At 69.6% G+C, this 14,121-nt stretch carries 14 protein-coding genes and 1 pseudogene; 7 read left to right on the forward strand and 8 right to left on the reverse strand.

What is annotated here, in order from left to right; genetic code table 11:
- Window positions 1-249 precede the first annotated feature (249 nt).
- The 3 genes from test1122_RS11730 to nth form a co-directional block, all read right to left on the reverse strand.
- On the reverse strand, window positions 250-1,449 hold the full coding sequence (locus test1122_RS11730; RefSeq protein ID WP_232269121.1) for a MarP family serine protease: 1,200 nt from the start codon (window positions 1,447-1,449) through the stop codon (window positions 250-252).
- 50 nt (window positions 1,450-1,499) lie between these two features.
- Window positions 1,500-2,126 (reverse strand): NUDIX hydrolase, encoded by a 627-nt coding sequence (locus tag test1122_RS11735; protein ID WP_232271874.1) that lies wholly within the window; start codon window positions 2,124-2,126, stop codon window positions 1,500-1,502.
- Window positions 2,127-2,278: 152 nt separating this feature from the next.
- The gene (gene nth, locus test1122_RS11740; protein WP_232269122.1) at window positions 2,279-3,127 is read right to left on the reverse strand and encodes an endonuclease III; all 849 of its coding nucleotides are present in this window, start codon (window positions 3,125-3,127) and stop codon (window positions 2,279-2,281) included.
- A 227-nt stretch (window positions 3,128-3,354) separates the two neighbouring features.
- Between nth and test1122_RS11745 the strand changes: the two genes are divergently transcribed.
- Window positions 3,355-4,029 (forward strand): Crp/Fnr family transcriptional regulator, encoded by a 675-nt coding sequence (locus test1122_RS11745; RefSeq protein ID WP_232269123.1) that lies wholly within the window; start codon window positions 3,355-3,357, stop codon window positions 4,027-4,029.
- A 136-nt stretch (window positions 4,030-4,165) separates the two neighbouring features.
- Here test1122_RS11745 and test1122_RS11750 read toward each other — a convergent pair whose 3' ends face one another.
- Together test1122_RS11750 and test1122_RS11755 are read right to left on the reverse strand one after the other, a co-directional pair.
- The gene (locus test1122_RS11750; RefSeq protein ID WP_232269124.1) at window positions 4,166-4,996 is read right to left on the reverse strand and encodes an MBL fold metallo-hydrolase; all 831 of its coding nucleotides are present in this window, start codon (window positions 4,994-4,996) and stop codon (window positions 4,166-4,168) included.
- Window positions 4,993-5,853: an NUDIX hydrolase gene (locus test1122_RS11755; protein ID WP_232269125.1), complete on the reverse strand. Its 861-nt coding sequence runs from the start codon at window positions 5,851-5,853 to the stop codon at window positions 4,993-4,995. Before test1122_RS11755 ends, test1122_RS11750 begins: the two co-directional genes overlap by 4 nt.
- 426 nt (window positions 5,854-6,279) lie before the next feature.
- Between test1122_RS11755 and test1122_RS11760 the strand changes: the two genes are divergently transcribed.
- Window positions 6,280-6,720, forward strand: coding sequence for an ATP-binding protein (locus tag test1122_RS11760; RefSeq protein WP_232269126.1), 441 nt, complete (start codon window positions 6,280-6,282; stop codon window positions 6,718-6,720).
- Window positions 6,721-6,754: 34 nt separating this feature from the next.
- Here the strand turns inward: test1122_RS11760 and test1122_RS11765 are convergent, their stop codons facing one another.
- Window positions 6,755-7,375 carry a TetR/AcrR family transcriptional regulator gene (locus test1122_RS11765; RefSeq protein ID WP_232269127.1) on the reverse strand — a complete coding sequence of 207 codons (621 nt, stop codon included), beginning with the start codon at window positions 7,373-7,375 and terminating at the stop codon, window positions 6,755-6,757.
- A gap of 80 nt (window positions 7,376-7,455) precedes the next feature.
- Here test1122_RS11765 and test1122_RS11770 point away from each other — a divergent pair.
- Window positions 7,456-7,569 (forward strand): annotated as a pseudogene (locus test1122_RS11770) (P-loop NTPase); the annotation flags it as partial.
- Here the strand turns inward: test1122_RS11770 and test1122_RS11775 are convergent.
- A complete protein-coding gene (locus tag test1122_RS11775) occupies window positions 7,520-8,593 on the reverse strand; it encodes an NERD domain-containing protein (protein WP_338423532.1) in 1,074 nt (357 codons plus the stop codon). The pseudogene test1122_RS11770 and the gene test1122_RS11775 overlap by 50 nt on opposite strands.
- A gap of 360 nt (window positions 8,594-8,953) precedes the next feature.
- Between test1122_RS11775 and test1122_RS11780 the strand changes: the two genes are divergently transcribed.
- The 3 genes from test1122_RS11780 to test1122_RS11790 all read left to right on the forward strand — a co-directional run bounded on the left by test1122_RS11780 (window position 8,954) and on the right by test1122_RS11790 (window position 12,910).
- Window positions 8,954-10,813, forward strand: a complete 1,860-nt coding sequence (locus test1122_RS11780; RefSeq protein ID WP_232269129.1) for a TerD family protein — start codon at window positions 8,954-8,956, stop codon at window positions 10,811-10,813.
- A gap of 698 nt (window positions 10,814-11,511) precedes the next feature.
- Complete coding sequence (locus tag test1122_RS11785; RefSeq protein WP_232269130.1) at window positions 11,512-11,982, forward strand: hypothetical protein; 471 nt, start codon at window positions 11,512-11,514, stop codon at window positions 11,980-11,982.
- A 97-nt stretch (window positions 11,983-12,079) separates the two neighbouring features.
- Window positions 12,080-12,910 carry a hypothetical protein gene (locus test1122_RS11790; protein ID WP_232269131.1) on the forward strand — a complete coding sequence of 277 codons (831 nt, stop codon included), beginning with the start codon at window positions 12,080-12,082 and terminating at the stop codon, window positions 12,908-12,910.
- A gap of 138 nt (window positions 12,911-13,048) precedes the next feature.
- On the opposite strand, the gene test1122_RS11795 is transcribed toward test1122_RS11790, so the two are convergent.
- Complete coding sequence (locus tag test1122_RS11795) at window positions 13,049-13,363, reverse strand: hypothetical protein (protein ID WP_232269132.1); 315 nt, start codon at window positions 13,361-13,363, stop codon at window positions 13,049-13,051.
- Between the two features lie 167 nt (window positions 13,364-13,530).
- Here test1122_RS11795 and test1122_RS11800 point away from each other — a divergent pair, with 167 nt between their 5' ends.
- On the forward strand, window positions 13,531-13,749 hold the full coding sequence (locus tag test1122_RS11800; RefSeq protein WP_232269133.1) for a hypothetical protein: 219 nt from the start codon (window positions 13,531-13,533) through the stop codon (window positions 13,747-13,749).
- Window positions 13,750-14,121: the final 372 nt, after the last annotated feature.

Raw genomic sequence — 14,121 nt, forward strand, 5'->3', positions numbered from 1 at the left:
CCCACCCATCCCAGCCACGACGCTCCGGCCAACCCCGGGGCGGAGCTCGCGACGCTTGGTGGGCACAACACCCGGCCACCGGCCCGCACCCGGCCAACCCCGGGGCCCCGGGGCGAAGCCCCGGTTTCCGGGAAGGGGCGGGAATTGGGGAAGCCCACCCACGGCACCCCCGCAGCCGGGCGAAGCCCCACCACGCGGCGGAGCCGCATATCGACACAGCCGGGAAGAGGCGGGATCGGGGAGCGAGCCCTACATGGCGCAGCCCTGGGTGTCAGCCGGCCCCCGCGCCGCGCGGCCGCGAGTGATGTCCTCCCGGACCTCATCGACGGTCAGGGCGTAGCCCGTATTCGCGTCGTCCAGCGACTTGGCGAAGATGACGCCGTACACCTTGCCGTCCGGGGTGAGCAGCGGCCCGCCGGAGTTGCCCTGCCGCACCGTGGCGTAGAGGGAGTAGACATCGCGGCGCACCGTACCGCGATGGTAGATGTCCGGGCCGCTGGCCTGGATACGGCCGCGGACCCGCGCCGAGCGGGCGTCAAAGCCGCCGTTCTCCGGGAAGCCCGCCACGATGGCGTCGTCACCGGTGGCCGCGCCGCCCTTGGCGAACTCCAGCGCGGGGGTGTCCAGCCGGGGCACATCGAGGACAGCGATGTCCCGCTCCCAGTCGTAGAGCACCACCTCGGCATCGTAGAGCCGCCCCTCGCCGCCGATCTGCACGGTCGGCTCGCTGACGCCTCCGACGACATGCGCGTTGGTCATCACCCTGCCCTCGGCGAACACAAAGCCGGTGCCTTCCAGGGCCTTGCCGCAGCTCGGGGCGGTGCCCGTCACCTTGACAATGGACTGCTTGGCGCGGGCCACCGCCGGATTGCCCGAGAGCTTCGGGTCGGGCTCTGGTACCGAGGTGATCGGCTCATTGGCGAAGGGCGAGAAGACCTGCGGGAAGCCGTTCTGTGCGAGCACCGAGGTGAAGTCGGTGAACCAGGTGTCGGCATGGTCCGGCATCAGGCGGGAGACACCTTGCAGCACCGTGGAGTTACGCACCTCCTTGCCGAGGGTCGGCAAGGTCGTGGTAGCCAGCGCGGAGCCGATCAGCCAGGCGACCAGCAGCATCGCCGCGACATTGACGAGCGCGCCGCCCGTGGCGTCGAGCGCGCGCGCCGGTGACCAGGTGATGTAGCGCCGGAGTTTATTGCCGAGATGGGTGGTGAAGGCCTGCCCGACGGAGGCGCACACGATCACAATGACCACCGCCGCGACCGCGCCGAGCGTGCCCGGGGAGGCATCGTCGCTGAGCTTCCTCCACAGCGGTGGCAGCACCAGCACCGCGACCAGACCGCCGCCGAGGAATCCGATGACCGACAGGACGCCGACGACAAAGCCTTGGCGGTAGCCGATGATCGCGAACCAGACAGCAGCGAGCACGAGCACGACGTCCAGCACGTTCACCGCTACAGCCTCGTCTCGTCGTCACCAGTCAAAAACACCCGGGTACCGTCTCATGCGTGCCAGTCGAGCGGCATACTCCGGTCCCGGTTCCAGGGCTGCTCCCAGCCCGCGAAGTGGACAATCCGGTCGATCACCCCGGCCGTAAAGCCCCACACCAGGGCGTCAGCCACCTGGAAGCATGGCCCGCGGTGTCCGCTCGGGTGTACGGCGACACCGCGGTTGGCCGGGTCGGCCAGGTCGGCGACCGGCACGGTGAAGACCCGGGCCGTCTCGCCCGCGTCCACCGCCACCACCGGGGTCGGCTCCCGCCACCAGCCCAGCACGGGGGTGACGACAAAGCCGCTCACCGGGATGTACAGCCGGGGCAGCACGCCGAAGATCTGCACCCCGGCCGGATTGAGCCCGGTCTCCTCCTCGGCCTCCCGCAGGGCGGCCCGCAGCGGGCCCTCCCCCTCCGGGTCCCCGTCCTCGGGGTCGAGGGCACCGCCGGGGAAGGACAGCTGACCGGCGTGTGAGCGCAGGCTGGACGCCCGCTCCAGCAGCAACAGCTCCGGCCCCCGCTCACCCTTCCCGAAAAGCACCAGCACCGCGGACTGCCGGCCGCCGGTGGACGGCGGCAGGAACCGGCTGAGCTGCTCGGGCCGGACGGTCGCGGCCGCCCGGGCCACGGGCCGCAGCCACTCGGGGAGCCCGTCATCGCTGACGGCGACCGTGCGGGCCTGGCGGGCTGTGCTGGGTGTACTGGCTGTACGACCCGAGCTGGGTGTACTTGCCGTACGGCCCGTGCTGGCCGTGCTGGCCTGTCCGGGCCCCTGATGCCGCGCGGGCGTCACCGCGCCCCCAGCGGCGGCGCGGGCTGCCCCGGATAGTCGGCCGGGGGCTTGAGGCGCTGGCCGGGCTGGCCGCCCAGCTCGTATTTGAGGAGCTTCTTCGCCTTCTCGGGGTCCGTCTCGCCCTCGCCGTACGCGGGGCAGAGGTGCGCTATCGGGCAGGCTCCGCAGGCGGGCTTACGGGAGTGGCATACCCGCCGACCGTGGAAGATCGTCCGGTGCGAGAACATCGTCCACTCACTCTTGGGGAGGATTTCCGCGATCTCCGCCTCGATTTTGTCCGGATCGGTCTGGTCGGTCAGGCCCCAGCGCCGCACCAGCCGTCCGAAGTGGGTATCCACGGTCAGGCCCGGCACCCCGAAGGCGTTGCCCAGCACTACGAAGGCTGTCTTACGGCCCACCCCGGGCAGGCTGACCAGGTCTTCCAGACGGCCGGGCACCTCGCCGCCGAAGTTGTCCCGCAGCGCCGCTGAGAGGCCGAGCAGCGACTTGGTCTTGTTGCGGAAGAAGCCGGTCGGGCGGATCAGCTCCTCCAGCTCCTCGGGGTTGGCCGCCGCCATGTCCTCGGGGGTGGGGTAGGCGGCAAAAACTGCGGGCGTGGTCTGGTTGACCCGTAGATCTGTGGTCTGGGCGGAGAGCACGGTCGCTACGAGCAGCTGGAACGGGTTCTCAAAGTCCAGCTCGGGGTGTGCGTAGTAGTAGACCTCGGCCAGCTCGCGGTTGATACGCCGCGCCCGGCGGACCAGCGCGAGCCGCGACTCAGGCTTGGCAATTTTGACCCCTTTTGTCGCTTTCGCCTTCTTGGTGGACGCCTGTTCGCCCACAGCGGAATCTCGGGATGCCGTCACCCGCCTGACCCCCTTTCCATGTGCTCTCACCGGGGTATTGGACACTCGGCCAGCGTAAGGGGGACCGCCGACATTCGCCCCGCTCATGGGTGATTCACAGCTCGATAGGCCCCCTGCCGTACGCCACCCGCGTGGAGTGCGTCAAACTTGTGACTGATCGCACTGTTTCAAACGTCCGGCATTATGGGGGCCACACCCCATGGGCACGGTCGACAAGGAGAGAACTCGTGGACGACGTTCTGCGGCGCGCCCCGCTCTTCGCGGCGCTCGATGAGGAGCAGGCCGCTGAGCTGCGTGCCTCCATGACCGAGACAACACTGGCCCGCGGTGAGGCCCTGTTCCACGAAGGCGACCCCGGCGACCGCCTCTATGTGGTGACCGAGGGAAAGGTGAAGCTGCACCGCACCTCACCCGACGGCCGGGAGAACATGCTGGCCGTCCTGGGCCCCGGCGAGCTCATCGGTGAGCTCTCCCTGTTCGACCCGGGCCCGCGTACGGCGACGGCCTCCGCGCTCACCGAGGTCAAGCTCCTCGGGCTGGGCCACGGTGATCTGCAGCCCTGGCTGAACGTACGCCCGGAGGTCGCCACGGCGCTGCTGCGCGCTGTCGCCCGGCGGCTGCGCCGGACCAATGACTCCATGTCCGACCTGGTCTTCTCCGATGTTCCGGGCCGGGTCGCCAAGGCTCTGCTCGACCTGTCCCGCCGGTTCGGCGTCCAGTCCGAAGAGGGCATCCACGTCGTCCATGACCTCACCCAGGAGGAGCTGGCCCAGCTGGTCGGTGCCTCCCGGGAGACCGTCAACAAGGCCCTGGCCGACTTCGCGGGCCGTGGCTGGCTCCGGCTGGAGGCCCGTGCGGTGATCCTGCTGGATGTGGAGCGGCTGGCCAAGCGCAGCCGCTGAAGCACCGCCTCAGAACCGCGTGCACAGCTTCCGCCAGGCCGCCCAGTCCGAGGGCGCCCAGTCCCGAGGGCAGCGCGGACAAGGGGCGTCTGCCAGGTCGGCTGAGCCGGTCAGAGGATCCCGTCAGACGAGCCCGTCAGACGAGCCCGTGCTCGCGCAGATATTCCAGCTGTGCGCGTACCGACAGCTCGGCTGCGGGCCACAGGCTGCGGTCCACGTCCGCATAGACATGGGCGACCACCTCGGGCGGCGTGCGGTAACCCCTCTCCACCGCCGTCTCGATCTGGGCGAGCCGGTTCGCGCGGTGCACCAGGTAGTAGTCGATCGCGCCCTGGGCATCGGCCAGCACCGGCCCGTGTCCGGGCAGCACCGTCCGTACGCCGTCGTCCACGGTCAGCGAGCGCAGCCGCCGCAGCGAGTCAAGGTATTCGCCCAGTCGCCCATCAGGATGGGCGACCACTGTGGTGCCGCGGCCCAGCACCGTATCGCCGGTCAGCACGGCCCGGTCCGCCGGCAGATGGAAACAGAGCGAGTCCTCGGTGTGCCCCGGTGTGGGCACCACCCGCAGCTCCAGACCACCCGTGGTCACCACATCACCCGCAGCCAGGCCTTCGCCGCCGAGCCGTAGCGCGGGGTCCAGCGCCCGTACGTTCGCACCCGTCAACTCCGCGAAGCGGGCCGCGCCTTCGGCGTGGTCCGGGTGGCCGTGGGTCAGCAACGTAAGCCCGACCCGTCGGCCCGCCCGCTCGACGGTGTCGATGACATTCCGCAGATGCCCCTCATCCAGCGGACCCGGATCGATAACAACCGCGAGCCTGGAGTCCGGCTCGGCGACGATCCAGGTATTGGTGCCGTCCAGCGTCATCGGCGAGGCGTTGGGCGCCAGCACACACTCGGCCCGCTCGGAGGCGGGTCCGCTGATCGTGCCGCCACGCGGCTGCCCGGGAAGGGCGGCGGCGTTCGTCATTCTGTGCAGATCCTTTTCTCGAACTCATCGTGGCCCGGCCAGCTCAGCACGATCTGCTCACCTTCCAGCCGCGCCCGCGCCTGTACGGGCGTCAGGTCCTGTCGTCCAGCGGCGGCCAGCGCCCCCGTCGCGCTGTGGTGCGGCGCCAGCTCACGCAGGGTGGCGATCGTCGGCGGCATCATCAGCAGCTCGCCCCTGTCATAGCCCGCCGCCGCGTCCGCAGGCCTTGTCCACACTGTACGGTCCGCCTCCGTCGACGCGTTCCGGGTGCGCTGTCCCTGGGGCAGGGCGGCGACAAAGAACCAGGTGTCATAGCGCCGCTCCTCAAACTCCGGCGTAATCCAGCGTGCCCAGGCACCCAGCAGATCACTGCGCAGCACCAGGGACCGCCGCGCCAGAAAATCCGCGAAGGGCAGCTCACGGCGCACCAACGCGGCCCGGTCGGCCTCCCACCCCGCACCGGTCGTATCGGCGATCACGGAATCCACGTCCTCCCCGGCGAGCAGCACCCCCGCCTCCTCGAACGTCTCCCGGACGGCCGCGCACACAATGGCCTGCGCCTCCGCCGCCGTATCGACCCCGAGCCGCCCGGCCCACTCCTCCCGGGACGGCCCGGCCCACCCCACCGCACCCTCATCGCGCGGATCGACGGCGCCGCCGGGATACGCGTAGGCACCCCCGGCAAAGGCCATGGAAGCCCGCCGCCGCAGCATATGAACGGACGCTCCGCCCACCTCATCCCGCAGCAGCATGACGGTGGCGGCCCGGCGCGGGACCACCGGGGTGAGCTCACCACGCGCGAGGGCCCGGATACGCTCCGGCCACTCGGGCGGGTACCACTGACCGTTCTTCGACATGGGCGGATGGTACGGCCTCACGCGTAAATGTTCGAGAGTGGGCCCAAGATGCCGGATTAGGCCAAACGGGGGACAGTAGGAAGAACCGCCACGCGCTGGCGTAAGGAGCGAGCTTGTCCCAGCACCATCAGCAGGAGTGCCAGAAGAACACCGCCGCTGAGCAGCAGAAGGCCACCGTCAAGCGCTGCGGGCGGGGTTGAGCGGAAGATCAGGGCACAACCCGCACCACCTGCTGACCTGGGGCCGGACACCGATCCCCGCATATGTGCGCAACCCCCAAGCGCCTCATGGGAGTCGAGCACGCCCCAGCCCGCTGCACGCCCGATGAGCGGCGGGACGCATGCGCGCGTATTACCTGTCGAGCTATCGAGGGTGTCGCGGGCAGCGTTACCTGAACTGCGACGGCACCGGTGAGGAGCTGCCCGGATGGACGACGTCATGGATGGCTACGGCGAAGCCGGCGCGGGTCGTACATCGCTCGGCGTGATGACTTTGCATCCGCTGCCGGAGTCGGTGCCCCGGGCCCGCCGCTGGTTCCGGAAGTTCATCGCCCCGTACGGCATCGCCTGTTCCCTCGACGACTGTCTGCTGATGCTCTCGGAGCTGGTGACCAACGCGATCCTCTACGGCCAGGCCAAGGGCGAGTGGCGAGTGCGGGTCGAGTGGTGGCGGGACGGGACGTCGCTGCGGGTCGATGTGCACAATCCAGGGTTGCCGGACAAGGTGCGGATGCGTCAGGCCGCCGCCGATGAGGCCCATGGGCGTGGTCTGTGCCTGGTCAGCGCGCTGGCCGACTCCTGGCACGCGGGACCGAGCCGGTTCGGCGGCACGATGGTTTCGTTCGTTGTCGCCGACGCCTGGCCCTGAACAGCTCGCCACCTGATGGAGCGTCAATGACAATCTAGCTGTTGGCAGACCGCGCGGCTTCGATGATGCCCTGTACGGCCTGATCGATCCGCTCCGCGGCCAGCTCGGGATCGGGCTGGCCGGCGTCCAGCCAGCCGATGACGGCCTCGGTGGTGAACGAGGGGATCACATGTGCCGCCCAGTCCAGCCACGGTCCGGCGGGGATGCGCTGGGCGAGGTTGCGCTGAGCGATCTCGGCGGAGGCCACGGTGAGGGTGTCGATGAGGTCGCAGAACTCCGGTTCCCTGGCGGCATGGTGGAACAGCAGCCGGAAGGCGTCGGGGTCGGCTGAGGCGGCGCGTACCAGGGCGGGTATCGAGTCGCCGTCGAAGTTGTCGCATCCCACCGTCTCCGCCAGCCGGGTGCAGGCGCGGTCCAGAGCCGCTCGGTACATATCGGCCTTGGACTCGAAGTGCCGGTACAGCATCACGCGGGTGATACCCGCCTCAGCGGCGACATCGTCGAGGCCGGTGGCGGCAAATCCGGTGCGGGCGAACGCCCGGGTGGCGGCGTCGAGTATCTGCTCACGCCGCTCGGCCCGGCGCATCCGCCTGACCGGCGCGGGTCCGGGGGCTGCCTGCTCCGCTGTTCGCTCCGCTGCTTGCTCTGCTGTCATCCGGCGGACCGCCTCCCGCGCGTTTACTTGCGAGTATACAAATGGCGCCGCGACCATCGTCGTCCAGCTCGGCCTGGGCGCCCGGCACTGGCGATGTACCCATCTCCGTCGCCCAGCTGATCCCGCACGCGGAGATCCTGATCGTCACCACACCGCAGCTCGCCGCCGCCGAGGCCGCCGAACGCGTGGGTACAGGCCGACGACCGTCTTGCCCGTCCCCGCCGGACCGCTGATCAGTGCAGGGCCCGCCCAGTTGCGACGGACGAGGGTGACCTGGTCGGGGTCGAGGAAGGTCATCCACTGCTCGATCGTGACCCGTCTCGCTTCTTCTAACGCCGCCTCGCCGACCGCCGAGCCCTCGTACTCGGGAAAGACCCGTTCCATATGGTCGGCGAGGGCCCGGACCTGCTCCGGGCGGAGCCGACGGTACTCCGAGAGCAACGCCGGCCCGACCTCGTACTCACCCAGCACCCGGATCCGCCCAGCTCGGGTTGACCGCTGCCCAGCGAAGACCATAAGCGGCTGTACGGCCACTGGGGACAGCCCCAGGGACGCCACCGCGCCTTCCGCGGTCTTCGTCACCGCCAGCAGCTTGCGCACATGCTCATCGCGCGACTGGCCGTCAGCCCAGAGCCTTCCATCCGATATCTCCGGCGCGGCTCGCCAGTTCTTGACATCGATGACGAACACACCGCTGGGGCCGACCAGCAACATATCCACATTGGCCGCCCGCGTACCCGGCCAACGCCGGTCCACCAGCAGCCGCCACTTCCGCTCGGTCAGCACCAGCAGTTGGGCGGCAACGCTTCGCTCCCCCTCGCTCGCCGCCTCCCACCTGCGGGCCTGGCGGCGAGCGGCCTGCCACTGCTCACGTAACAGCCGTTCTTGCCGCCGCGCCTCCAGGGCCCGCCGTGACGCCGAACCGCCTGCAGCCATGCCTCGCCCCCCTCGAAGCCCCCTTGAACACGGAGTAATGATCATAGGACGGCACGCAACCTCCCCGATAGGCGTACGCCGCTGGAGGACGCAGCGCGCCACATCAAATCCGCCCCCTCGCACGACCGGCCACCCCTGGGGGCGCTTGCACACGCATACCGCTCCCCGGTCCCCCGCTCCCCCTCGAAAACCCTGCGCCCGCCGCCAACGCCGCATGTCACGCCGCCTGTTGCAATACGCTGGCCGCTGTGGCATGACGCGCCGATCCGAAGTCCTTCTCATGGCCTCGACCGAAGCGCGGTCGGGGCCCCTCCCTGCTTATGCGCTGGTCTTGGGCTCAGACAGCCGTGCCATTCCCTGCCCGTTGGCCAAGACTTCCTCCCGGAGCCACGGCGGCGTGGGCAGGGCCGAGATCTGTCTTCCTGTGCCGGACAGAGCGCTGGCCCCTGAGGCGTGCGTCTCGGTGGTGTAGATGCTGGCCTCGTTCGCCCTGGAAAGCTTGAAGCGGCTGAGCGGCCGGGCTGGCCCTCCGTGACGGTTCCACCACGAACAGCGTCCGACGCATGCCAGAATCCCACCCGGTCGACCATCACCGCGGGCAGGCTTCGCGCCGCCTGCCACACCCAGGAGGGAAGCCCCAACATGGCCGTGCTGTCGTCGAGTCCGAAGTGGCCCACCGTGCCCGACTACTTCCACGACTGGGCGCTGGTGGATGTGGAGACCTCCGGGCTGAGGCCCGGCAGGGACCGCGCCCTTTCCCTGGCGGTCCTCACGCTCGACGGACACGGCCGGCAGACAGGAGAGTTCTCCACTCTCCTCAATCCGGGCTGCGACCCCGGCCCGGTGCACATCCATGGCCTCACCCCAGCGCGTCTTGCGGGCGCGCCCACCTTCGAGGAGATAGCGCCGCAGGTGGGGGCACTGCTCAGCAGCCGCGTCCTGGTCGCCCACAACGCGCAGTTCGACTACGACTTCCTGGCCCATGAGTTCGCCCGTGTCCGTTCCTGGGTCCCGGTCAGCAGACGCCTGTGCACTCTGGCGCTCAACCGCCTGGTCGGGCCCGTGACGCCCGACCTCAAGCTGGGCACTCTCGCCGCGCACTATGGCGTGCGCCAGGAACGGGCCCACGACGCGCGGGACGATGTACGGGTGCTCTCGGGCGTCCTGCAGGGCTCGTTGGACGCCGCCAAGCAGTTGGGCCTGCCCTTGCCGCTGTTGTCCTGCCCACCCCGCCAGGACTACAAGCCCTACGTCCCCAAGACCCCCTGCGCCTACCGCAATCCGGGCCGCCTGGCGGAGGGCGGGCCACTGGTGCAGGGGATGAAGGTCGCCATCACCGGGGACACCCAGGTCTCCCGCGAGGAACTGGCCGCCCGCTCGGTGGCGGCCGGGCTGAACATGATGACCTCGGTCAGCGGCCAGACCAGCGTCGTCGTCACCAACGATCCCGGCGCCGCATCCGGCAAACTGCGTCGCGCCGCAGCCGAGGGCGTCCCCCTCGTGGACGAGCCGACCTACCTCCAGCTGCTGGAGAATGTGCAGCCCGGCCAGGCCAAGGGCACCGCCCGCGCCGGCACCGCCGGGCAACGCCGCACGGCCGAGACACCTGGTAACGCGAGGACCGCAAAGTCCACGCCCACGCCGGACGTCCCCGCACAGCCCACCACTGCACCGACCACACCCACCGCCGACGCGGACCGGTCGCTGGCCGGGCGTCGGGTCCTGGTCCTGGGCGGCACTCACGAGGAGGCCGCGGCGGCACGCGCTCGCGTTGTCGCCCTCGGTGCCTCCGCAGCGGTTAACCTCTCGGCCAGAGTGACCGACATCCTGGTGCTGCCCGGCGGCGAATCGGACCGGCGTATGAGCCGCATCGCCTCCCTTGGACTACGCGTGCACGACGCCGACTGGCTCCTCGCACCCGCCCCTGCCCCGATACCCACGTCGGCACAGAGCACGCCCGGAAACCAGCCGGACACGGCAGAGGTACTGGTCCGAGGCGCCGTCATCGACCTGCCCGACGCCGACACAGCCTGGACGGTGGCCGCCACGTGGGGCCAGCACACCGCCTGCGACGTGGACGTCGCCGCCTTCACACTCGACGCGCATGAGCAGGTGGCAGGGGACGAGGACTTCGTCTTCTACAACGCGCCCGAACACCCGGACGGCACCGTACGGCTCGCCACGGACAGCCCGACGGAGCAGGCTGTCACCGCCGACCTGGATCGGCTGCCCTTGGAAGTCAGCCGGGTCGTCATCGCCGCCGCGATCGACGGCGCCGCGACATTCTCCGACGTCGGCGCCATCGAGATCACCGTCACCTGCGGGATCGGCGAGTCCCCGACCGCCCGGGCCACCCTCGACGCTGCCACCACCGAGCGCACCCTGATCCTTGCCGAGATCTACCGCCGAGGCGACGGCTGGCGGCTGCGCGCCGTCGGACAGGGCTACGACCACGGCCTGGCCGACCTGGCCCGGGGCTACGGCGTCGACGTCACCGAATGACCCAGGAGACGCCCGCACGGCTACCGGCGCTGCTCGGCCCGTGCGGCGTGCCTTCGACCGTGCGGTGCAAGGCTCACGCCAGGGCGAAGCCGAAGGATTCACGGGGCTCGTAGTGGGGGTGACGTCACCGACCAGGCCGCCGACGGTCACATCGAGGGCGGGCGGCGCGGCTGAAGTCGAGGCCGTCGAGGTGGGTTCAGAGATGTCGGGGCTGAAGGAGACTCGAAGGCGTAGATCCGGTGGGTCAGGTCAGCCAGGGTGCGGTCATGGAGATGTTGGGGCGGGCCGGGACCGGAATGCCGAAGGGCTGGGCGGCGTTGCGCATGACATTGAGCACGGCGGCGTACGCGCGGGCGGGAAGCGCTGGAGGTAGTAGCCGACGCGGACGGACTGCTCGGCTGCCTCGGTCGTGCCCGGCAGCGGTTCCTCACCACCGAACCCGCTCCGATGCATCGTCGCCCGAACTTCCAGCCGCCGTTGCCGATTTGGTGCTTTTGAGGCGCTTAGGCGTGCTAGGCAGCGACCGCCCGGGTGGGGCACGATTGGTCGTCGTATTAGCAGACGGGGGGTGCATGGACACGGAGTCAGCAAGATCTGCGGAAGATAAGGCAGACGGAGCTTGGTCGCTGCTGAAGATGCCGACGGTGCCGCTGTACGGGGTGAATGGCCACCATCCGGCCGGCCAAGGCACAGGCGGAATGACCGAGCCCACCCGATTACTGTGCGCGGTCGCGCACCTGCGGCCGGACAGAGCCGAGGAGTTCGCCGAGAAGCTCGGAAAGTGGCGGCGGAAGAAGGCAAAGCAGCTCGGCGACAGACTCACCCCCAAGAAGGTGCGCGAGCGGCGCCTGGAGCAGGCCGCGAAGCGAGCCATCGCTGATGAGCAAGTCGATCTGAAGAAGCTGTTGGACGACGAGGAGGAGCCGACCGCGCCCAGTCAGCCACGGGTACCGGTCGGCCACGAGTACGCGCGATGGGTGCGCCGCCGGATCGCGGCCGAAGGACGGCCGGTGCCGTCGCAGGGCTTCGACCTGGAGCCCGTACTGAACGCGTGCGCGCAGGCGCAACGCCTGCTGTGGCTACGTCGTGCTCTCACTGTCCTGGCCTGTGTGGCGGGCGGGCTGTGGGTGCTGCACCGCTCGCCTACCTGGCGCCGCTCGCGGCCCTGATCGGACTGTGGGCGGCGTGATGCCGGCCAAGCCGAGGGACGGGGACGACGGCCAGGGCTCTGAAGACGGAAAAAGCCCTTTGCGTGCTCTGCCCAGTGTGGAGGAACTGTTGGCCGGGGCCCGTCCCGGTGACGGGGTGGTCCGGTTCACCCCGGACGACCTGCACGCGCATGTAGCCCGCGAACTGCAGCGTCCCATCAAGCCGCTGCCCGACTTCCACCCCGACAGCCAGCAGGAGGTGTTCGGCGTCGCGGCTATCGCCGCTGCCCGCTGGGAGACGCTGACGCCCGAACTGTGGGAGGGGCTGATCACGCTGGCCCGGGAAGGCGTGATGGCAGCGGACGCGCAACGTGCGCCGAAGGTCGCCCGACGTTTTCTGTGCGCGCGGATGACCTCTTGGGACGGCGAGCTGGTGGCCTCGATCTTGGTGGGCTTCGCCTACGAGAACCACTACCTGCGGGTCGTCGTGCGCCCCCACGTTGTCAACCCGGTCCACCCCGTTGTACGCGAGGCGGAGAAGAAGGCGGCGGGCGCCGGGTGGGCATGGCGGCGGCGCACGGCGTATCTCGCTGCCGTGGACACGGGCTGGTTCGTGGTCCGGCTATTCAAGCGGCCCAAGAGCAGCGAGCTGCGGCCCGCACAGGACCTCGGTAATGGGCCGGTGAGCCTGCGGGAGGTCTACTCGACCCGATACATGGACGACATGCTCCAGTACGACGACGCCCGCCGCTACATCGAGATGATGCAGGGCCGCGTCCTAGCTGCGGTCGAGGGTTTCCTCGTCGAGCACAACGTGGACACCGGCGAGTACAGGGAACGAATCACGGTCGTCCTCAACAACGGCATCATCAACACTGGTGAAATGAGCAACGTGCAGAACCAGCCGGGGGCCGTGGGCTCTCATCAGAAGGCAGGAGGGGCAGTGTGATGTTCGGCCGCAGGCAGCAGCCCGGTGGCACCAACACGGGCATTCAGAACAGCGGATCAATGCAGAATGGTGCAGAACCAGCCGGGGGCCTTCCAGTCAACCCAGAGCCAGGACAACTCCGGCCTCGGCCGGGATGAGTTACAGGGCATCGCCGAGCTCCTGGTGCGGATCCGGCAGGGCGTGGAGCGTGAACGGGACCACCTCGAGGACTACGAGTTGTGCGTCGGCTTCCTGGACACGGTAGCCGAGCAACCGCCCCTCGCCGCCTGTCGTGCGTGGGCAGTGTGTCGACGAGGGTGGCGAAATCCGATGGTTACGCCAAGCGTCGCGGTTGCCAATGACGAACAGGGGGCGCTTGGCGCGGCTGACGGCGACGTTCAGGAGATTGAAACGGGAGGCGGCCCGGGCACGGGCGCCGGGGTGTCGCGGGTCGGTGCCGAGGATGAGGAGCACACCGTCGGCCTCCTTCCCTTGAGTCGTGTGGATGGTGCCGACTCGCCCGTTCGGAGAGCAGACCACGGCAGGTCCTCCGTGCCCCAGCCACGATGGTGCGGAAGGGGCTGATCACGTACACCTCCCGGGTGAGGTCGACACCGCCGTCGTCCCGCAACCGTTGCAGGATGGGGCGCAGCGCCCTCCCCCTCATCGGGCCTCCCCCACCAAGACGGCCGGGATCCCATCCACTGGTCGTAGGCCAGCAGCCGCCCGACCAGCGCCCGCACCTCGACCAGGTCGGCATCGGTGACCGGCACCTCCCGCAGACGTACCCGCAGCCGGTGAAACTGCGCCCCGGCCCTGCCGCAGTCCTGGGCTGGCCGCCCGGCCACCCCGTCCAGTGATCCGCAGGCGGCCACCGCCGCGTCGGCAGGCTGCTGGACCGTAACCGCATCGTCCAGTACGGCCAGCACAGTGCCCGCACCTGGGATGCTCGCGGCACACGGACGGCAGCGGGGCGATGACGACGCAGGCAGGAGAGAAGGCGAAGACCGCCGTGCCACAGGCCAGTGGCCGACGCGAGCCCGGGCAGGGCGAGAGCGCTGAGTACGGGTATGGCTTCTCCTGGTCAGCACGGCTGAGCCAGGGACCGTCAGCGGATGCCTCCGCAGCTGCGGTGAGCCCCATCACCGGCACGCCCCCGCAAGGAAGGTGTGTGCTCTTCCAGTGTGCGCCTCACTCCATTCCAAGCCACCCCACGGTCACCCGTCTTGGAC

The sequence above is a fragment of the Streptomyces gobiensis genome, assembly GCF_021216675.1.
GTDB lineage: Bacteria > Actinomycetota > Actinomycetes > Streptomycetales > Streptomycetaceae > Streptomyces > Streptomyces gobiensis.